Origin of the sequence: Sorangium sp. So ce176, from assembly GCF_051519835.1 — a bacterium.
Classification (GTDB): Bacteria; Myxococcota_A; Polyangia; order Polyangiales; family Polyangiaceae; genus Sorangium; species Sorangium cellulosum_G.
Genome location: NZ_CP150371.1, coordinates 409454 through 430413 on the forward strand (window position 1 = coordinate 409454; position 20960 = coordinate 430413).

General features: G+C 74.0%; 9 protein-coding genes. 4 read left to right on the forward strand and 5 right to left on the reverse strand.

What is annotated here, in order from left to right; translation table 11 throughout:
* Positions 1-98 precede the first annotated feature (98 nt).
* From WMF42_RS01580 to WMF42_RS01590, 3 genes are all read left to right on the forward strand, one after another.
* Positions 99-11321, forward strand: a complete 11223-nt coding sequence (locus WMF42_RS01580) for a tetratricopeptide repeat protein (protein ID WP_437689877.1) — start codon at positions 99-101, stop codon at positions 11319-11321.
* A gap of 14 nt (positions 11322-11335) precedes the next feature.
* On the forward strand, positions 11336-12313 hold the full coding sequence (locus WMF42_RS01585) for an aminotransferase class IV (protein ID WP_437689878.1): 978 nt from the start codon (positions 11336-11338) through the stop codon (positions 12311-12313).
* A 148-nt stretch (positions 12314-12461) separates the two neighbouring features.
* Positions 12462-13295, forward strand: coding sequence for a hypothetical protein (locus tag WMF42_RS01590; RefSeq protein ID WP_061608624.1), 834 nt, complete (start codon positions 12462-12464; stop codon positions 13293-13295).
* Positions 13296-13449: 154 nt separating this feature from the next.
* On the opposite strand, the gene WMF42_RS01595 is transcribed toward WMF42_RS01590, so the two are convergent.
* From WMF42_RS01595 to WMF42_RS01610, 4 genes are all read right to left on the reverse strand, one after another.
* On the reverse strand, positions 13450-15705 hold the full coding sequence (locus WMF42_RS01595; protein WP_437689879.1) for a hypothetical protein: 2256 nt from the start codon (positions 15703-15705) through the stop codon (positions 13450-13452).
* 54 nt (positions 15706-15759) lie between these two features.
* The gene (locus WMF42_RS01600) at positions 15760-16146 is read right to left on the reverse strand and encodes a RidA family protein (protein ID WP_061606777.1); all 387 of its coding nucleotides are present in this window, start codon (positions 16144-16146) and stop codon (positions 15760-15762) included.
* Between the two features lie 97 nt (positions 16147-16243).
* Complete coding sequence (recR, locus tag WMF42_RS01605; RefSeq protein WP_437689880.1) at positions 16244-16954, reverse strand: recombination mediator RecR; 711 nt, start codon at positions 16952-16954, stop codon at positions 16244-16246.
* Positions 16951-17274: a YbaB/EbfC family nucleoid-associated protein gene (locus tag WMF42_RS01610; protein WP_061606776.1), complete on the reverse strand. Its 324-nt coding sequence runs from the start codon at positions 17272-17274 to the stop codon at positions 16951-16953. The genes recR and WMF42_RS01610 overlap by 4 nt, the downstream gene beginning before the upstream one ends.
* Before the next feature lie 334 nt (positions 17275-17608).
* Here WMF42_RS01610 and dnaX point away from each other — a divergent pair, with 334 nt between their 5' ends.
* Entirely contained in the window at positions 17609-19933 is a 2325-nt protein-coding gene (gene dnaX / locus WMF42_RS01615; protein ID WP_437689881.1) for a DNA polymerase III subunit gamma/tau, read from the forward strand.
* Positions 19934-20357: 424 nt separating this feature from the next.
* Here the strand turns inward: dnaX and WMF42_RS01620 are convergent, their stop codons facing one another.
* Complete coding sequence (locus WMF42_RS01620) at positions 20358-20954, reverse strand: AAA family ATPase (protein ID WP_437689882.1); 597 nt, start codon at positions 20952-20954, stop codon at positions 20358-20360.
* Positions 20955-20960: the final 6 nt, after the last annotated feature.

The window sequence follows — 20960 nt, forward strand, 5'->3', positions numbered from 1 at the left end:
ACCGTGTCGTCCGCCCGGCTATCTTCGGCCGGCCCGTGAACGGACCGGACCGAATTCGCGAGGTCCGCGGAGAGACGATGAGCGTTGAGACGATTCGGATGGCCCTTGGGCGCCTGCAGGATGAGCCCGAGAACGAGGCGGCCTGGAACGAGCTCGCGGAGGCCGTGACTGCTCCGAGCAACGGCGCGGTCGCCGGGGACGTCGAGCGCCTGCTCGGCGCGGCGCGCTCGCGGCACGAGCAGCGGCACGAGTGGCAGGCCGTCGCCCGGCTCCTCGAGCTGGAGATCGCCCTCGCCGCCGGGAGCGCCGTCGAGGGCGCCATGCAGGCGGAGCTCGCCCGCGTCTACCACGAGGAGCTCATCGACGTGGACCGCGCCGCGGCCGCCTACAAGCGGCTGCTCGACCTGCGCCCCGACGACGACGCCGCCGCCGAGGCGCTCGAGACCGACGCCTCGAAGCGCGAGCGGTGGCGCGACCTCGTCGACCGGTACGTGGCCGAGGCCGAGGGCGCGACCGACGCCGCCTTCAAGAGCGCGCTCTACACGAGCGCCGCCGACATCGGCTACCGCTACGGGCGCGCCGAGCTCGGCGAGAGGGTCGCCGAGCTCCTCCAGCTCGCCCTCGAGCTCGACCCCAGGAACCGCCGCGCCGCGAGCCTCGCGGAGATCGCCTTCTCCACCGCGGGCGACTACGAGGCGGTCGTCCGCGTCCAGACGCTCGTCAAGGCCGAGGCCCAGCTCAAGGAGGACCGCATCGTCGCGGGCCTCCGCGCGGCGCGCACCATCCGGACCCACCTGAGCGACCCGGCGCGCTCGGTCGCGGCCTACGAGGAGGTGCTCGACCTCTCGCCCGGCCAGCCCGAGGCGCTCTCGTTCCTCGCCGAGGCGTACTCCGCCGCGGGCGACTGGGATCGCCTCGTCGCCCTCTACGAGGACCAGCTCCGCAGCGGCGGCGTCAAGCCGGGCGAGGAGCTCGGCATGCTCGTGCAGATCGCCATGGTCCACTGGCGCATGCGCGGCCAGCCCCAGGCGGCAGAGCCCTACTTCGACCGCGTGCGCCGCGCCGACCCCGCGCACGCCGGCATGCTCAACTTCTACCGCGAGGTCCTCGAGCAGCGCGGCGACAAGCCGCGGCTCACGACGATCCTCACCGACGCGCAGCGCGCCCTGCCCGACGGCGCCGACAAGCGCGCCATCGCCACCGAGCTCGCGCGCCTCGCCGAGTCGCAGGAGAACGCCGCCAAGGCGATCGAGCAGTACAAGTCGGTGCTCCGGACCGACCCGGAGAACCGCCAGGCGCGCGACGCCCTGAAGCGCCTCTACCTCCAGACCGAGGGGTACAACGCCCTCGTCGAGCTCCACCGGCAGGACCTCGAGCGCACGCCCGCCGACGACGTCGCCGGCCGGGTCGCGGTGCTCCGCGAGATCGCCGGGATCTACCGCGACCGCGCCAAGAACGACGCGGCGCTCGTCACGGTGCTCACCCAGATCGTCCAGCTCGACGACAAGGACGTCGACGCCGTGCGGGAGCTCACCCGCATCTACGAGGCGCTCGGGCGCTGGCGCGACCTGCTCTCGTACCAGCAGCGCCTCGCCGAGCTGACCGAGAGCCCCGCCGAGAAGGCGGGGCTCTACCGCGCTGTCGCGCGGCGCTGGTTCGACCAGTTCTCGAACGTGCAGAACGCCATCGCCGCGTACGAGGCGCTGCTCACGGTCGAGCCGATCGACGAGGAGGCGCAGCAGAAGCTCCGCGAGCTCTACCTCAAGCGGCGCGCCTGGCCGCAGCTCTACTCGCTCTACGAGCGCAAGCTCGAGAGCGCCGAGGGCCCCGCGAAGATCGAGCTGCTCGGCGAGATGGCCAAGCTCGCCGCCGAGCGGCTCGACCGCGGCGCGGACGCGATCGCGCTGCAGAAGCAGATCCTCGAGCTCGACCCGAGCGCCCCCGGCGTGCTCGACGCGCTGGAGAAGCAGGCCGAGCGCGAGAAGGACTTCGCCACGGTCGCCGAGGTGCTCGAGCGGCGCGTCGACCTCGCGCCCGACGACGCGGCGCGGCTCGTCTCGCTGCAGAAGCTCGGGGCCGTCTACGCCGAGCGCCTCAAGGACGCGGCCGCGGCGGCGCGGACGTGGCGGCGCGTGCTCACGCTCTCGCCGGGGCACGCGCGCGCCCTCCGCGTGCTGCGCGACGCGTACTTCGCCGCGGGCGACTGGGACGGGCTCGAGGAGCTCTACGCCTCGCAGAACGACTGGGAGGGCCTCGTCGACTTCCTCTCGGGCGCGGCGGACAAGGCGACCGACCCGGCCACGAAGCTCGACATCTCGTTCCGCGCGGCGCGGATCTTCGAGGAGCAGCTCAAGGCGCCCGAGCGCGCGGCGCGCTCGTACGAGCGCGTGCTCAGCGTCTCGCCGAAGGACGCGCGCGCCGCGGCGGCGCTCGTGCCGATCTACGAGGAGGAGGAGAAGTGGGTCCGGCTGCCGGCGCTCTACGAGATCCTCCTCGACGCGACCGACGACGCCGAGGCGCAGGTCGGCATGCTGCGCAAGCTCGCGGCGGTGACGGGCGGCCCGCTCTCGGACAAGCCGAGCGCGCTCGGCTACGCGCGCCGCGCCTACGAGCTCAGGCCGGACGAGGAGGGGCTCGATCTGCTCGAGGCCTGGTCGCGGGCGGCGGGCTCCTGGGCGCCGTTCGTCGAGGCGGTCGAGGGCCGGCTCCGGACGGCGACGTTCCTCCCGACCGACGTGCAGCGCACGCTCCGGCTGAAGCTCGCCGAGGTGTACGCGCGCGAGATGGGCAAGCTCGACGAGGCGGTGACCGTCTACCGCGGCCTCGTCCAGGACGACCCGTCCGACGACAGCACGGTGCGGGCGCTCGACGCGCTCCTCCGCGCGAACGAGCGGCAGGAGGACCTGCGGTGGCTCTTCGACCTCCGGGCGAGCCAGGTCGAGGGTGAGGAGCGCGCCGAGATCCTCGAGGAGTGGGCGACGCTCGAGGAGGAGGTCTTCGGCGATCCGGCGAAGGCGATCGAGCTGCTGCGCAAGGTCATCGCGCTCACGCCCGGGCGCGTCGATGCGCTGCGGGTGCTCTCGCGCCTGCTCATCGCCGCGGGCGAGTACGAGGCGGCGGCCGAGATCGTGGCCACGCACCGCGACGTCAGCGACGGCGACGAGCGGGCGCGGCGCGAGATCGAGCTCGCGGGGCTCTACCTGGACCGGCTGGACCGGCCGGCGGACGCCTTCGAGGCCGCGGTGCGCGCGCTCGACCTGACCGCGCACGACCCGGACGCGATCACCGTCCTCTCGCGGCTCGTCGAGCGCCCGGAGACCCGCGTGCGCGCGGCCCGGGTGCTCGCGATCGAGTACGCCGAGACCGGCAACCACCGGCGCGAGGCCATGGCCCTGCGGGTGATCCTCGAGGCGGAGCGCGATCCGGCGCGGCGGCGCGAGCTCTACGTCACGCTCGCGAACGTCGAGGAGGCGAAGCTGCACGCGGCCGGGACGGCGTTCGACGCGCTGCTCCGGGCGCTGCACGAGTTCTCGGACGACCTCGAGCTCTGGGACCGCGCCGCGGAGCTGTCGCGGCGCGCGGGCCGGCCGACCGATCTGGCGGAGGCCTACCGGGTGCACCTCGTCGCGGGGCGCACCGAGGGCGACAAGGTGCTCGGGAGCGCCGTCGAGGTCGAGCTCTGCGAGCGCGCGGCGAGCCTGCACGACGAGCAGCTCGGCGACCCCGAGGGCGCGCGGCCGTACCTCGAGCGGGTGCTGAACCTCGATCCGAACAACCACCGCGCCTTCGAGCGGCTGAAGCAGATCCTGACCGCGGCCGAGCGCTGGGGCGAGCTCGAGGAGCTCTACGACCGCGCGGCGAAGGGCACGACCGACCAGGCCGAGCGCATCGAGCTGCTCAACGAGGTGGCGCTGATCGCCGAGGAGATCATCGGCGACGCGGCCAAGGCCATCGGCTACTACGAGCGCATCCTCGAGCTCGACCCGTTCTACACGGCGGCGCTCGACTCGCTCGAGAAGCTCTACGAGCGCGAGGGGCGCTTCCGCGACCTCGCGGCGCTCCTCGAGCAGCGCCTGAAGACGGCGACCGAGTCGGAGAGCGTGGAGATGAAGCTGTCGCTCGGCAGCATCTACCTCGACCGGCTGCACGAGCCCGAGGGGGCGCTCGGCCACCTCGAGGACGTGCTCCGGATCCGGCAGAACGACCCGAAGGCGCGCGAGCTGGTCGAGCGGCTGCTCGACATCGGGGCGCTCCGGCTCCGGGCGGCGCGCGTGCTCGAGGCGGTGTACGAGGCGCGCGACGAGATCCGGCAGCTCGTGCGGGTCCTCGAGATCCGGCGCGAGGGGGCGGAGACCGAGTCCGAGCGGCGCGAGCTGCTCCGCCGGGTCAGCGTGCTCCAGGACGAGCGGCTCAAGGACGACGCCGGCGCGTTCGCCAGCCTGTCGGAGCTCCTGCCGCTCGAGCCGGAGGACCTCGCGGCGCGCGAGCGGCTCATCGAGATCGGCCGCCGCCTCGGCGAGCACGAGCAGGTCGCCGAGGTGCTCACGGCGGCCGCGGACGCGTGCGGGACGCCCTCGATCCGCGGCGAAATCCTGATGGAAGTCGCGAGGATCTGCGAGGACATGCTCGGCGACGCCGACCGGGCCGAGAAGGTCTACCGGCGCGTGCTCGCCATCGATCCGACCGATCCGGCGCTGGTCATCCCGGCGGCGCAGGCGCTCGGCCGGATCTACGCGGCGAAGGAGCAGCACCAGGCGCTCGCGGGCGTGCTCGCGATCGAGGTGCGCCTCGAGGAGGACGCCGACACGCGGCGGTCGCTCTACGAGCGCATCGGCACCCTCTACGAGACGGTGCTCGACGACCCGGCCAAGGCGATCGAGGCGTGGCAGGCGCGGCTCGGCGACGACAGCGCCGACGTGGCGGCGCTCGCGGCGCTCGAGCGGCTCTACGAGCGGACCTCGCAGTGGCGCGAGCTCGTCGGCGTCCTCCGGGCGCGGGAGCAGTCGACAGCGGACGGGGAGGAGCGCCGGCGCGCCATGACGAAGGCGGCCGAGACGCTCGCGCAGAAGCTCGCGGACGTGCCCGAGGCGATCAACGCCTGGCGCGCGGTGCTCGACGAGTTCGGCCCGGAGCGCCCGACCCTCGCGGCCCTCGAGGAGCTCTACGAGCTCGACGAGCGCTGGGTCGACCTCGCCGAGACGCTGGAGACGGACCTCTCCCTCGCGGTGGAGACGCCCGCCCGGCTCGACCTGCTGGCGCGGCTCGGCGACGTGCGGCGGCTGCACCAGGCCGACGCGGCGGGCGCGCTGGAGGCGTACCGCCAGGCGCTCTCGCTCGACCCGTCGAACGCGCGCTGCCGCGCGGCCCTCGAGGCGATGCTCGAGCGGGAGGACGCGCGGCGCGACGCGGCCGAGACGCTCGAGCCGCTCTACGAGGCGGACGGCGACGCCGAGCGCCTCCTCCGGGTGCTCGAGATCAAGGTCGAGACGTCGGACCTCCCGAGCGAGCGGCTCGCCACGCTGCAGAAGGCGCTCCGCACCGCGGAGGGGCCGCTCGGCGACACGTCGCGGGCGTTCGGCTACGCGCTCCGCGGCGTGCGCGAGGCGGCCGGCGAGCCCGAGGTGACCACCTGGATCTCGACGGTCGAGCGGCTCGGCGAGGCCACCGGGCGGTGGTCCGAGGTGTGCGACCTGTTCCAGCGCATCGCGCCGGACATCCTCGACGGCGACGTGCAGCAGAACGTCCGGCTCCGGGTCGGCGAGCTCGCGCGGCACAAGCTCGGCGACCGCGAGCTCGCTGTCGAGCAGTACAAGAAGGCGCTCGAGGCCCGCGGCGACGACCGGCGGGCGATGATCGCCCTCGAGGAGCTTTACGGCGAGGCGAGCGACGCGGGCCGGCTGCTCGAGATCCTGAAGCTCCGGGTCGAGAACGCCGAGAGCGACGAGGAGAAGACGGGGCTCCTGTTCCGGATCGCCGAGCTCGAGCGGGGCCCGCTCGCGGACCCGGCCGCGGCGATCGCGACGTACGAGACGATCCTCGACATCGCGCTCCACCCGGACGCCATCGCGGCGCTGGACAGCCTCTACCGCGAGGCGGGGCGCTTCGAGGACCTCATCCGGCTCTACGAGCGGCAGCTCGACGTGCGCGCCGGCGATCTCGCCGAGCTGCACGTCAAGATCGCGCTGGTCGCGCACCGGCACACGGGCGACCTGCAGAGGGCGTTCGACGAGCTCTCCGAGGCGCTGCTCATCGATCCGGCGCACGAGGGCGCCGTCTCGCTGCTCGAGGCGATCCTCGAGGGCTCGGCCGAGGCCGAGCACCGGGCGCGCGCGGGCGAGATGCTCGAGCCGGTGTACCTGCGCCGGGCGGACTGGAACCGGGTGAAGATCGCGCTCGAGGCGCGCCTCGCCGCGAGCCAGGACCCTGTCGAGCGCCGCGACCTCCTGCAGCGCCTCGCGACGCTGCACGAGGAGCAGCTCGAGGACTACCGCGCCGCCCTGGAGACCGTGGCGAAGCTCCTCCACGAGGACCTCACGGACGAGGGGGTCTGGGCGGAGCTCGAGCGGCTCGCGAAGGTCGCGAGCGCCGAGCGGCGGCTCGCGGAGATCTACGCGGCGGAGCTCGGCGAGCTCACCTCGGACGACGCGTCGAGCGCGAAGCTCAGCCGGCGCACCGGCGAGCTCTACGCCGAGCTCGGCGACGTGACCGACGCGCTGAAGTGGTACCGGCGCGCGCACGAGTTCGAGCCGGACTCGCGCGAGCTGTTCGACGCGATCGACCGGCTGCTCATCAAGGAGGGCCGCCACGCCGAGCGCATCGAGCTCTACCGCGCGGCGCTCGACTACCGCAAGGACGAGGACCGGCTCGACGCCCTGCACACGATCGCGCGCCTGGAGCGGACGGAGCTCCGCGAGCCCGCGCGCGCGATCGAGACGTACCGGGCGGCGCTGGACGTCGACGAGAACGACGCCCGGGCGCTCGACGCGCTGACGGAGCTCTACCGCGAGCTCGACCGGCCGCGCGACCTCGCCGATCTCTACCTGCGCCGCGCCGAGGCGGCCCCGAACGGCGAGCGCGCGGCGCCCTACCGGCTCGCGCTGGCGGAGCTCCTGCGCACGCGCCTCGACGACACGGCGGGCGCGATCGATCAGCTCGAGGCGATCGTGGGCGAGGTGCCGACGCACGCCGAGGCGATCCGGGCGCTCGAGGCGCTCATCCAGGATCCGCAGCACAAGGCGCGGGTCGTCGAGATCCTGCGCCCGCTCTATGAGGGGGCGGACGACTGGCGGCAGCTCATCCGGCTCAACGAGGAGCGGTTCGGCCTCGCGACGGACGCGCGCGAGAAGGTCGCGGTGCTCCGCGAGACGGCGAAGCTCTGGGAGACGCGGGGCGACGACGAGCTGCGCGCCTTCGACGCGACCCGGTCGGCGTTCAGCCTCGATCCGGACGACGGCGAGACGCGCGGCGAGCTCGAGCGGCTCGCCGAGCAGCTCGGCGCCTGGGAGGAGCTCGCCGGGAGCCTCGAGGAGGGCGTGACGATCACGTCCGACGAGCTCACGAAGCGCGAGCTGCTCTCGTCCCTGGCCAAGGTCTACGACACGCGCGTGGACGACCCGCGCCGGGCGCTGCGCGCCTACTCGCGGCTGTCCGCGCTCGACCCGAGCGACCCCGAGCCGCTCGAGCAGATGGACACGCTCGCCGTGCTCCTCAGCGACTGGGACACGCTCATCGCCGTCCTCGAGAAGAAGAGCGAGATGGCGTCGGACGAGGAGAACGCCTCGATCTGCCGGCGCATCGCCGAGACCAAGCTCGAGATGCTCGAGGACACCGAGGGCGCGATCCAGGCGTACGAGCGGGCGCTCGAGCTCGATCCCGAGAGCGCGATGACCATCGACGCGCTCATCGAGCTGCACGAGCCCCGCGGCGCCGCGAGCCGGCTGGTGGAGCTCTACGGCCGCCGCGTCGAGCTCGCGGGCCCCGACGAGGAGGAGCTGCGCTACGACCTCAACGTGCGCGCCGCCGAGCGTTACGAGAAGGACCTCTCGAGCCCGCGCGACGCGATCACCGCGCTGAACGCGGCGCTCGACGCGAAGCCGGGCGACCCGGCGGTGCTCTCCTCGCTGGAGCGGCTCTACCGCGCCGAGCGGATGTGGGACGAGCTCCTCTCGAACCTCATGCTCCAGGCGGGCGCCGCCGCGGACAGGGAAGCGCGCATCAAGCTGCGGACGGCGATCGGCGACCTCTACGCGGGGGAGCTCGAGAGCCCGAGCGACGCGATCGAGCAGTACCGGCTCGTCCTCGACGAGGATCCGGTGAACGACCACGCCATCCGGGCGGTGCGGTCCATCGGCGAGGGCCGCGAGGAGCTGCGCCTCGACGCCGCCCAGGTGCTCGAGCCCGTCCTGCGCGCGGCCGGCCGCCACGAGGAGCTCGCGGCCGCGCTCGAGCTGCGCCTCCGCGCGCAGACCGAGCCGGCCGACCGCGCCGAGACGCTGCGGGCGATCGCGGCGGTGCAGGACGTGCAGCTCGGCCGGCCGATCGACGCGGAGCAGGCGCTGCTCCGCGCCCTCGAGGACGCGCCGGACGACGCGTCGCTGCACGGCGAGATCGAGCGGCTGGCGGAGCGCACGGACGGCTTCGGGCGCTACTGCGACGCGCTCGCGCAGCGGGCCGCGTCCACGTTCGACGCGACGATCGCGAAGGACCTGTTCCTCCGGATCGGCCGCATCGCCGAGGAGAAGCTCAGGGACGACAGGCGCAGCGCCCAGGCCTACGCCAAGGCGGTCGAGCACGCCGGCGACACGCCGGAGCTCCTCGAGGCGCTCGACCGGCTGTACGGCCGGCTCGGCGACGAGAAGGCGCTCGCGGACGTGCTCGAGCGGCGCGTCGCTGTCACGCCCGGCGATCGCGACCAGGCGGACCTCTTCTACCGGCTCGCGGTGATCCAGATCGAGTCGTTCGGCGACAAGTCGCAGGGGCTGAACACCCTGCGGCAGGCGCTCGATCGCGCGGTCGATCACGAGCGGGCGAGCGCCGCGCTCGAGGCGCTCACCGAGGATCCGGTGCTCTTCGACGAGGCGGCCGAGGCGCTCGAGGGCGTCTACCGCACGCGGGGCGACAACGCCGCGCTGGCGCGCCTCTACGAGAAGCGCATCCGCTTCGCGCCGACAGGCGTGGAGCGGATCCGGATGCGCCTCGACCTGGCCAAGGTGCTCGAGGTGCGCTCGAACGACCCGCGGGCGGCGCTGGAGACCCTCGAGAAGGCGCTCGCCGACGACCCGTCGGACCCGGACGTGCTCGGCGAGATCGAGCGCCTCGCCCCGCTGACGGGCGGCTGGGCGAGCGCCGCGGCCGCCCTGGAGCGGGCGGTGCGGGCCGGGGCCGACCTCGACGGCGACACGGCGCGCGACCTGTGGATGCGCATCGCCGAGTGGCAGAAGAACAAGGTCGGCGACGCGAAGGCCGCCGAGGCGGCGTACGAGGCGGCGCTCACGCACGATCCCACGAGCGAACACATCCTGCGCTCGATCGAGGAGCTCCAGCGGGCGCCGGGGCGCGAGCGCGACCTCATCGGCACGCTCCGGCGGATCGCGGCCCTCGACGGCATGGAGGGGACCGCGGGCGAGCTCCGGCGCGAGGCCAAGGAGCTCGCGGAGCGCGCGCTGGGCGACCGGGAGCTCGTCGAGGCGATCCTGCGCGAGATGCTCGCGGCGGACGAGGGCGACACCTGGGCGCTCGCCGAGCTCACGAAGGTGCGGGAGGAGGCGGGCGACCACAAGGAGGTCTTCCGGCTGCTCGTGCGCCAGTCCGAGCTCTACGCAGAGGCCGGGCGCATCCGCGACGCGCGGCACGCCGCCGCGGCGGTCGCGCGCGAGCGGCTCGGCGACGAAGCGGCGGCGATCGAGCTCTACGAGACGCTCTTCGAGGCGGATCCGGGCGACGCGCGCGCGGCGACGGCGCTGCGCGAGCTCTACGCGAAGGCCGGCAAGCACAAGGAGCTGCTCGCGCTGCTCGAGCGGCTCACCGACCTCGCCGAGTCCCCCGAGGCCCGGTCGGCGCTGCGCCTGGAGAGCGCCGAGATCTGCCTCTCGCGGCTCGACGCCGTGAGCGAGGCGACCGAGCACCTGCGCGCGGTCCTCGACGAGCAGCCCGACAACGAGAAGGCGACCGTCCTGCTCGCGCAGCTCCTCGAGAAGACCGGCCGCGATCAGGAGCTGTCGGATCTGTTCGTCACGCAGATCGAGCGCGCGAAGGACCGCGGCGACGTCGCGGCGGAGCTGTCGTACAGCGTACGCCTCGGCGAGGTCTACGAGACCCGGCTGAACGACACGGCGCGGGCGATCGAGACCTACCGCGCCGTGCTCGAGCGCGAGCCGCGCCACCCCGGCGCGCTCCTCGCGCTGGCCCGGCTGCACGAGCAGCGCGGCGAGAAGGCCGAGGCGGCGCAGCGGCTCGAGGTGATCCTCGAGGACGCCCGCTCTGCCGAGGCGGTGGGCACGGCGCTCCGGCTCGCGGACCTGCACCGCTCCCTCGGCGACGAGGGCGCGGTCCGGCGGGTGCTCGAGCGGGGCCTCGCGGCGGACGGGTCGGCGCAGGACATCCGGAAGCAGCTCCTCGCCCTGTACGAGAAGCAGCAGGCCTTCACCGAGCTCGCCGACCTCATCACCGGCGACGCGGAGACGGCGACGCAGCCGGCCGAGAAGGTGGCGCTCTACCGCAAGGCGGCCGGCATCCACCTGACGAAGCGGGACGATCCCGGCCGCGCCGCCGACCTCCTGGTCAAGGCCACCGAGCTCGTCCCGGGCGATCGCGAGCTCCTGCTCGCGCTGTGCGACGCCTACAGCGCCTCGGGCCGCGGCCAGAAGGCGGCCGAGGCGCTCCAGCAGATCGTCGAGTCCTACGGCGGCCGCCGCTCGAAGGATCTCGCCGCGATCCACCACCGCCTCGCCAAGGCCTACCTGGCCGAGGGGCAGCGGGACCGGGCGCTCGCCGAGCTCGACGTCGCGTTCAAGATCGACCCGGGCTCGATCGCCATCCTCCGCGACCTCGGCGTACTGGCGCTGGAGCTGTCGGAGTCGAGCGAGGACGTGGCGGCGAAGGCGGCGCACATCGATCGCGCGCAGAAGACCTTCCGCGCCCTGCTCCTGCAGAAGCTCGACGAGGGCGCGCCGATCAGCAAGGGCGAGGTCTTCTATTACCTCGGCGTCATCAGCCACCGTCAGAGCGACGACAAGAAGGCGATCCAGATGCTGGAGCGCGCGCTCGACAACGACAGGAACTTCGCCCCCGCGAAGGAGCTCCTGGCGCAGCTCAAGAAGTGACGTAATCTCGCCGTGTGACGCGGCTTGTCAGCATCGACGGTGTCGTCTTCCCGCCGGAGGAAGCCAGGGTCTCTGTCTACGACCGAGGCTTCCTCTACGGCGATAGCGTCTTCGAGACCATCCGCACCTACGGCGGCGAGCCGTTCGCCCTGGAGGAGCACCTCGCCCGCCTCGAGCGCTCGGCCGGGCGGATCGCGATCGCCCTGCCGATCCCGCGCGACGAGCTCGAGCGCGAGGTGCGCTCGCTGATCCGGGCCGCCCACGCGGCCGGTGGCGCGGGCGCAACGGCGGGCTCGTCCGGCGCTGCGGCCGAGGCCGCCATGCCGACCGAGAGCTACGTCCGCGTGATGCTGACCCGCGGCAGCGGTCCGCTCGGGCTCGATCCTGCGCTCGCGGGCGCGCCCCTCCGCGTCATCGTCGTCGAGCCGCTGAAGCCGCTGCCGGGCGCGCTCTACCGCGACGGGATCTCGGTCATCTCGACCCGCACCCAGCGGGCCGGCGACGCGGCGCCCGGGGCGAAGGTCTCGAACTACCTCGAGAGCCTGCTCGCCCTGCGCGAGGCGCGGGCCGCGGGGGCGCACGAGGCGCTCATCCTCGACCCCTCAGGCCACGTCGTCGAGGGGACGACGTCCAACGTCTTCCTCGTGGAGCGGCGGCCCCCGGCGCACGAGGGCGAGGAGGGCCCCGGGCTCCTGCTGATCACCCCGCCCGAGGAGGCCGGGATCCTGGTCGGCATCACCCGGGCCAACGTGATCCAGGTCGCGGGCGAGCTCGGCATGCCCGCGTGCTGCGAGCCCGTCACCATGTCCCGGCTCCTCGCCGCCGAGGAGGTGTTCATCACCTCGAGCCTCCGCGAGATCGTCCCTGTCGTCCGTGTGGACGCGCACCCCATCGGCGCGGGGGTTCCCGGCCCGCAGACCCGCGCGCTGCACGCCGCTTTCCGCAAGAAGGTGGGTCTCGGTGCGGCACCTCTCCCCTGGGACGCACAGTGAGCCGCGCGGCCGACCCGACCGCGTCGGATTCTTGCGATCCCTGATGTCCAGCGCGGCGCGCGCGTCCAAGGAGCAACCTGGCACGCTCCCTGCGCGGCCGGATGGGGCTCGGCCCTGGCCTGCCGTACACTCAGTCCGAGAGGAATCCATGATGAATCGCTCGCTTCGAATCGCCTGCTTCCTGATCTGCGCCGCGACCGCCGCGGCGACGGCCGGGTGCGCCGTGACCACGGATGAGAACTCGATCACCGCCGAGACCCTCGTTCGCTACGAGGGCAGCGACGAGAGCGCGCGCGTCAAATATCTCCCGACCCAGGGCGTCCGCATCGTGAGCGACAACGGTGACGTCGAGGTCAGCACCGGGAACGTGAGCGACGTCGTGGTCACCTTCTCGCCGTTCACGATGCGCAAGAAGGACGAGAACAGGCTCGCTGTCGCGGAGATGGAGAACGATCTCCGGCTCGCCGCGATCATCGACGGTGACGTGGTCATCTCGACAAAGACCACGTCGGGCGCCTCGGGGTACCTCGGCGCCGACATCCAGGTCGTCCTGCCCGCCGGCTTCGACGGCGTGCTCCGCGTGGAGCAGGACAACGGCAGCGTCGACGTCGACCTCGACGGCGCCCCGTCCCGCGGCACCACGGTGCAGAGCGGCAACGGCAGCATCGATGTGGTCGGCGCGCGCGGCGCGATCGACGTGTCCACCGACAACGGCAGCGTCTTCGTCGACGTCGACGCGTGGAGCGACTCGGACGGCTCGATCTCGAGCGGCAACGGCGCGCTCGAGCTCTCGGTGCCGGCCGGGGTGGACGGGACGATGACAGCGCAGACGCTCTTTGGCGACATCGTCGAGCAGGGCCTGCCCTCGACATGGGCGACCGCCGCGAACGACGCCGGCACGTCGTACACGATGGGCGACGGCGACGGCGGCCATCTCACGCTCTTCACCGAGAACGGCGACATCGCGATCCTCGTGAAGTAGCTCCGCGAGCACAAAAGCGAGAGGCGAGCGCCGGGTTCCCCCGGGCTCGCCTCTCGGCCTTTGTCGGTACGGCGCCGGCCTGGCCGGCGCTCCGGATCACCGGCCCGTCGAGCCAGCGCTCCGGATCACCGGCCGCCCGGGCCGGCGCTCCCGATCACCCGCCGGCGGGCTCCTGGGCCTCGGCGCTCGGCGCGTCGGTGCCCTGCGCCTCGGCGCCCTGGGCCTCGTCGCCCGCGCCGCCCGCCGCCGGGGCCGCCCCGGGGCGCGGTCCGGCGCCGGCCGGGACCGGCACCCGGAGCTGCCCGCCGCCCTGCTGCGCGAGCACGCCGAGCGCCTTCTGGAAGAACGCCGCCAGGAACGGGATCTCGCGCGGCGGCGCGGTGATCAGCCCGGCCTCCTTGGCCGCGCGCGCGACGGCGAGGGCGGCGGTGGCCGCCGCGTCGCCCTTGCGCGCGCGCAGCGAGACGGCGCTGCTGCGCATCCGGGCCGCGAGCTGCGCGCGCACCTCGGGCGAGAAGAACCGGTCGGTCGCGAGCTCGATCTCCTCGCGCAGCGCCACGTTCACCTGCTCGGGATCGCGCGCCCCGGCGGCCCCGAGCCGCTGGCCGACCTTCTGCAGGAGCTCGTCGAGCGCCGGCCGCGCGGGCAGCCAGTGCCGGAACTCCGGCTCCTCGTGCAGGGCGGCGGAGCCGGCGATGTGCGCCGTCACCAGCTCGTCCGTCAGGCTCTCCTCGAGGTCGGCCACCGGGTGCCGCGGCTCGGCCTCCGGCGCGGGCTCGATGAGATCGCGGCACCCCTCCAGCCCGAGCGGCACGACCTGCCCCGACACAGCGTTCTGCCGCTTCGCTTCCGCGATCCGGTGGCGCGCCCACTCCAGGGAGACGGGCACGGGCGCCGTGCCCAGGTTGTCGTACGCGCGCGCGCGGCCCTCCTTGAGCTGCGAGCCGCTGAGCCACCCCGCGCCGGCGTGGAGCACGCCGACCGACTCGCGCACGATCACCTCCGCGATCCGGTAGCGGCCGCTCGTGTCGCGGCTCGTGATCGCGATCGCCTCGGTCCCGCTCGAGTCGGGCGGGATCAGCGTCGCCTCGACCACCTCGGCGCGGTCGTCCGCGAGCCGCGCCACGCGCGGGCGCGTCGGGATCGCCGCCCCGCGCGACTTCAGCACGTTGAGCGCGCGCCGCGCCGCCTTGCGCGCCGCGCCGGAGGCGTCCTCCGCCTCGGCGGCCGCCGCGATCGCCTCGACGTTCGAGGCGCCGAGCCACGCGTCGACGAGCGCCGGCGCGGCGTCGCCCGCGGCCCGCAGCGCCTCGAGCGCCCGATCCCAGCCCGCCGCGAGCACCTCGGCGTCGAAGTCGACCTTCGCCGCCCCCGCGCCGCCGTCCTGGCGCGCGCCGCCCTCGGCCTTGCTCTTCGCGGCCGCCGTGGCCTGCTTGGCCTTCGCTGTGCGCGCGCTGAGCGCCTCGCGCGCGGTGAGCGCCGGCTTGTCCGAGGCCGCGACCTGCTTCGCCTTCGCCGCCGGCAGCGCGAACAGGAGGTGCGCCGGCCTCGTCGGGCCCTGCTGCTGCTGCGGCCGGGATTCCTTGGCCGTCACCACCGTCGCTGTCGCGCCCTGGCCGGTCACGGTCACCATCCGCTGGCTCTGCTGCTTCGGCGCGGGCCCTCGTCCCTCGGCGCCCTGTGCCCCGGCCCGAGCGCCCTGCGGGCGCCCGCTGTCCGGCCGCCCGCCCTCGGTGCCGGGCCGCGCCGAGAAGCCGCGGTCCGGCCTGGGGCCGCGATCAGGCCTGGGGCCGCGGTCGGGCCTGGGTCCCCTGTCGGGTCTGGGCCCGCGGTCGGGCCTCGGGCCCTGCTCCCCGCCGGCTCCCTGCGCTGCTCCAGGTCCCTGCTCTGCCCTGGGTCCCCTGTCGGGCCTGGGCCCGCGGTCGGGCCTCGGGCCGCGATCAGGCCTCGGGCCGCGGTCGGGCCTGGGTCCCCTGTCGGGCCTGGGCCCGCGGTCGGGCCTCGGGCCGCCGGCAGCGACGGCGGGCCGCTCGGGCCTGGGCGCGCGGTAGTCGCGCACCACGCGCGGCGCGACGGTGGGCGGCGGCGCGGTGTCCTCGTTCGTGGCAGGCGCCGGCGCGTCGGCCAGCGCGGGCCGCTTGCGGGGCGCGATCAGATCCAGCAGCGAGCCCTGCGGCTCCTTTGCGGCGGCCTTGGCCGAGGGGGGACGCGGCGCCTCGCCCGCGGGCTGCGCCGAGGCGCCCTCCGACGGCTCGTCGGCCTTGCTCGCGACGGACGTGCTCGCCGAGCGGACGACCCTCCGCGCGCGCGGCTTGTCTGCGCTCTCTGCATCGGGGGCGCCCTCGCGCGCAGCTTCGGGAACTGCGCTGGCGGTCCGCTCCGTGCTCTCGCTCTCGTTCTTTGTGCTCATGTCGAGGCTCCCGGGGACATTTTGGAGATGGGGACCGCGGCCGCGGCTCCCCGATTATCGCGAAAGATGGGCAACAGCTTCGATCTCGACGGCGGCGCCCTTGGGCAGCGCCGCCACCTGCACCGTCGCCCGTGCGGGCAGCACGCCGCCGACGGCCGCCCCGTACACCTGGTTGACGACGGCGAAATCCGCGAGGTCCGTGAGGAAGATCGTGGTCTTCACCACGTCGTTCCAGCTCGCGCCGGCCGCGGACAGCACCTCGGTCAGGTTCTTGATCACCTGGGCGGTCTGCGCCTCGATCCCGCCGGCGACGAGCTCGCCCGTCGCTGGATCGATCGGGATCTGGCCGCTGCAGAACACGAGATCGCCGGCCCTGACGGCCTGCGAGTAGGGGCCGATGGCGCGCGGGGCCCGATCGGATGTGATTGCGGTTTTGGACATGTCGACCTCTGAATCGTGGAGCGCTCCGGCGAGGCGGAAGGCCCGCCCGCCCGGCCCGCCCGCACGGCGCGCCGGGGGCCGGTCGGCGCGGTTCCCCCTAGCCGAAGCTCTTCCGGCCTTCGATGGCTCGCCCCAGCGTCACCTGGTCGGCGAACTCCAGATCTCCCCCGTGCGGCACGCCGCTGGCGATGCGCGTGACCTGGATCCCCATGGCGCCGAGCTCGCGCGCGATGAGCAGCGCGGTCGCCTCTCCGTCGACCGACGGCGGCGTGGCGACAAGCACCTCGCGCACCGGCTGCTCGGGGTCGCGCACGCGCGCCCGGAGCGCCTCGAGCGGCAGCTCCTCGGCGCCGACCCCCTCGAGCGGCGAGAGGAGCCGGCCGAGCACGAAGTAGCGCCCGCGCATCGCCCCGCTCCGCTCGATCGCGAGCAGGTCCTGCACGCGCGCGACGACGCAGAGGAGCGCGCCGTCGCGCCGCGTGTCGAGGCAGACGGCGCAGAGCGCCTGGCCGTCCTCGCCGATCTCGGCGATGTTGCCGCAGCGGGCGCACGGCCGGATGTGGTCGCAGAGCTCGACGAGCTCGCCGCCCAGGTCGCGCGCTGTGTCCTCGCCGGCTGTCACGAGGAAGAGGGCGAAGCGCTGGGCCGTCTTCTCGCCGACCCCGGGCAGGCGCGCGAGGAGCTGGGCGACGCGCGACAGCCGGGCGGGCATGCCGCCGGGCGCGCCGCGGAAGCCGGGCGCGGCCCGGCCGCCGTTCGGGACCTTCGAGGAGCCGGGGGGCGACGCCGGGGGACGCAACGCGATCAAGTGTGCATGCCGGGGAGCTTGACGCCGCCGGTCACCTTGGCGATCTCGCTCTCGACGAGCTTGTCGGCCGTGTCGAGCGCCGAGTTCGTCGCCGCGACGATGGCGTCGAGCGCCATCTCCAGGCCCTCGCTCGCGAGGAACGCGGGGTCGACGTCGATCCGGCGCAGCTTGCCCTCGCAGGAGACAACGACCGAGACCTTGTCGCCGGCGGCTGTCGCGCTCACCTCGCGGTCCTTCAGCTCGCCCTTCACCTGGTCGATCTTGCGCTGCATGCGCGCCGCCTGGCGAACCAGCTCATTCATTCCGCCGCGAAATTGCATGGTCAGACGGCGGTCTATGCCGTGAACGGCGCCGGGCCGCAACCGGGAAGGGGGAGGAAGGGGAAGGGGCGAGCGCGGGCCTTTTCGACGCGGTGCGCGGACCGGCGCGGCGCCGCCGCGCACAGGGTGCCCGGGGAGCGGAGGAGCTCTCCAGGGAACCGACCCTTCCGGCTCTCCAGGCACTCCCCTGCTGCGCGGCGCCCGCGCCCGGCCGTGACGGAGCGGGGTGCGTTCGGCGCGGCAACTCTGGCAAACTCTCCGGAATGCGGGGCGACCTCCGTGCCGGCCACAGCCGCGGCGACGCGCCCGCGAGAAGGTGCTAGTCGAGCAGCGTATGAGCTACGTCGTCCTCGCGCGGAAATGGCGCCCGCAGTCCTTCGAGGATCTCGTCGGCCAGGAGCACGTCTCCACGACGCTCGCCAACGCCATCGCGCGCGATCGCGTCGCGCACGCCTTCCTCTTCACGGGCGTCCGCGGGGTCGGCAAGACGACGAGCGCCCGCATCCTCGCGAAGGCGCTGAACTGCGTCCACGGCCCGACGGCGAAGCCGTGCCAGACGTGCGCGCCGTGCGCCGAGATCACGGTCGGCGCGGACGTCGATGTCCAGGAGATCGACGGCGCGAGCTACAACGGCGTCGACGAGGTGCGCAAGCTCCAGGAGAGCCTGCCGTACCGGCCGGCGCGCGACCGGTTCAAGATCTTCATCGTGGACGAGGTCCACATGCTCTCGAACGCGGCGTGGAACGCGTTCCTGAAGACGCTGGAGGAGCCGCCGCCGCACGTGAAGTTCATCTTCGCGACGACGGAGGTGCACAAGGTCCCGGTCACGATCCTGAGCCGGTGCCAGCGCTACGACTTCAAGCTCATCGGCGCGCAGGCGATCGCGGCGCGGCTCCGCTGGGTGCTCGAGCAGGAGAAGATCCCCGCGGACGATCCGGCGCTCAGCGCGCTCGCGCGCGAGGCGGCGGGGAGCATGCGCGACGCGATGAGCCTTCTCGACCAGGTGATCGCGTGGGTGGGCACGAGCGGCGATCGCATCACGGCCGAGGGCGTGGCGAAGGTGCTCGGCGTGGCCGACCGCGTTGTGCTGCACCGGCTCGCGGAGGCGCTCGTGGACGGCGATCCCGCGGCGTGCGTGCGCATCGTCGGCGAGCTCGCGCAGCAGGGGTACGACCTGCCGCACGTGGCCCGCGACTTCCTCGCGCACCTGCGCGACCTCGTGGTGGCCAAGGTCTGCGACGATCCGGCGCCGCTGCTCGATCTTGCCGACGAGGAGGTCGCCGACGCGCGGGCGCTCGCGGCGAGGGCGGACGCGGACGACCTCACGCGGCTTCACCAGGGCTTCTCGCGCGCGTTCGACGACATCGTCCGGAGCGGCCAGCCGCGCGCCTCGCTGGAGATGGCGCTGGTGCGCCTCGCGAGGCGGCCGCCGCTCCTGCCGATCGACGAGCTGCTGCGCCGCCTCGGCGATCTCGAGCGGCGGCTGAACGGCGGCGGCGGCGGTGGTGGTGGTGGCGGCGGTGGCGGAGCGCCGGAGCGCGGGCCGCAGCGGCCCGGCGCGCCGCCCGGCGGAGCGGCTGCGCCGAGGCGCGGCGCGGCGCCGGCCGAGGCTGCGCCGGAGGAGGACGCGCGGGCGGATGCGCGCGGCGCGGGCGCGGCGCCTGCGCACGGCGCGGCGGCGAACGGCGTGGCGCGGGCGAACGGCGCGGCGGCGAACGGCGTCGCCGCGTTCGCGAGCGGCGCGTCGGGCGCGAGCGGGGCGGCGAGAGCCAACGGCGCGCCGGCCACGTTCAGCGCGCCGGCCGCGTTCAGCGCGCCGGCCACGTTCAGCGCGCCGGCCACGTTCAGCGCGCCGGCCACGTTCAGCGCGCCGGCCGCGAGCGGGGTGGCGCGGGCGAGCGGCGGCGTGGCGGCGAACGGCGCGGCGGCGAACGTCGTCTCCCTCGTGAACGGCGCGCCGGGCGTGAGCGGCGCGGCGGCGGCCTTCGCTGGCAGCGCCGCGCCGGCGTTCGCGGGCGGCGCCGCGCCGGCCTTCGCGAAGGCGCCGTACGCGAACGGGGCGGCCGCGCCGGCGTTCCGCCCCGACAGCGCGCCGCCTCCTTCGCCGCGCGGCGCGCTCTACTCCGTCCCGCAGAGCCCTCCGGCGGCCCCCGCGGCGCCGAGCCCCGTGTCAAGGACGAGCGCGCCGCCGCCGCCGATGAGCGCGCCGCCGCCGCCGATGAGCGCGCCGCCGCCGGCGATGAACGCCGACGACCTCGCCACCTGGCGCGCGGTGATCACCGCGGTCCGGGGGCAGCGGCCGGCGCTCGCCTCGGTGCTCGAGCACGCGGCCGTGCTGGAGCTGAAGCCGACCCGCGTCGTCCTCGGCTACGAGGCAAACTCGTTCCTTTCCGGCCAGGCGACCGAGCCCCCTGCCCGCGAGCTGCTCGCCCGCGTCCTGCACGCCCATTTCGGCGGCCCCGCCGAGCTGGTCTTCGAGACGATCACCCGCGGCAGCGCCGGCCCGTCGCTCGCGCAGGTCGAGACCGCCGAGCGCAAGGCGCGCGTCGAGGCCGCCAAGCGCGCCGTGGCCGACCACCCGCTCGTCGCGGCCGCGATCGAGCTGCTCGGCGCGGAGCTCAAGGACGTGCGGCTCGCGCCGGACTTCGCGGAAGGGTGAGCGTCGTGTGCTGCCGCGCGACGCGCGTTTGCGACGGTCTGGAAGAAAGAGATTAAAACCACAGAGGCACAGAGAGCACAGAGGGAAGAGGAGAGAGATTGATTTCTTCTCATCCTCTGTGGCCTCTGTGCCTCTGTGGTTCAATTCTCTTTTCGTTGCATGTTCGTGAGGTCCGGTGCCCAGTAGACTGCACGCGGGAGGCGCGCGGTGGTCCTCCGGCGTGAGGCAACGCCGTCGCTGCGAGAGCTACAGAGTCAGCTTCCGTTCCGCAGCCAGGCGCGGAACGCCTTGACCGCCTCGTGCTGGTCCGGCCAGCGCACGACCGCGCGAGCGCGACGAGATCCAGATCAGGAATGAGCTCGCTGGCCCGTCCCGCATCCTCACGTAGGTCTGTCAGGAGACGCCATGAAGCCCGAAGCGCTGCTCACCTTGCATCGACCACCTCCGCGCGGCTCGCCAGGAAGTCCGCCCGCTCCTCCACGGTGCCGGGGCCGACGTCGACCACCTCGAAGCCGGCCGCGCGGTACATCGCGCCGAGCCGCTGGTTGATCCGCTCCGCCTCCTCGGCGCGCTCTCCTCGGCTCCTGCCCCAGCGCGGGGCCTGGATCTCCGGCATCACGGCGAACAGGAACACCAGCGCATAGCGCTCGAACGCGGGCTCGCCGGGCGGCCAGGGATACTCCACCTCTCCGCTCGTGCGCAGGTAGTACTCGACCGGATCGAGGTACCCGCGCTCCAGCCAGTCTCCGCTGCGCGCCTCCGCCTCGATCGCCTTCTGGGTCTCCAGCACCCGGGCGGCGAACTCCCGCTTGCGGCACAGGGGACAGACGTGCTCCGGCGCGTCGATCGGGCGAAACGGCTCGTCCGGCGGATGCCCGTGCGTGCGCGCCCCGAGCTCGTCCAGCACGCGCCTGTGCGCCTCGCCGTGCACGCGGCGGCCCCGCGTGGACGCGAGGTGACGGAGCGTCGTTGTCTTGCCGCACGCATACGCGCCCGTCGCCACGAAGAGACGCTTGCTCATCACGAG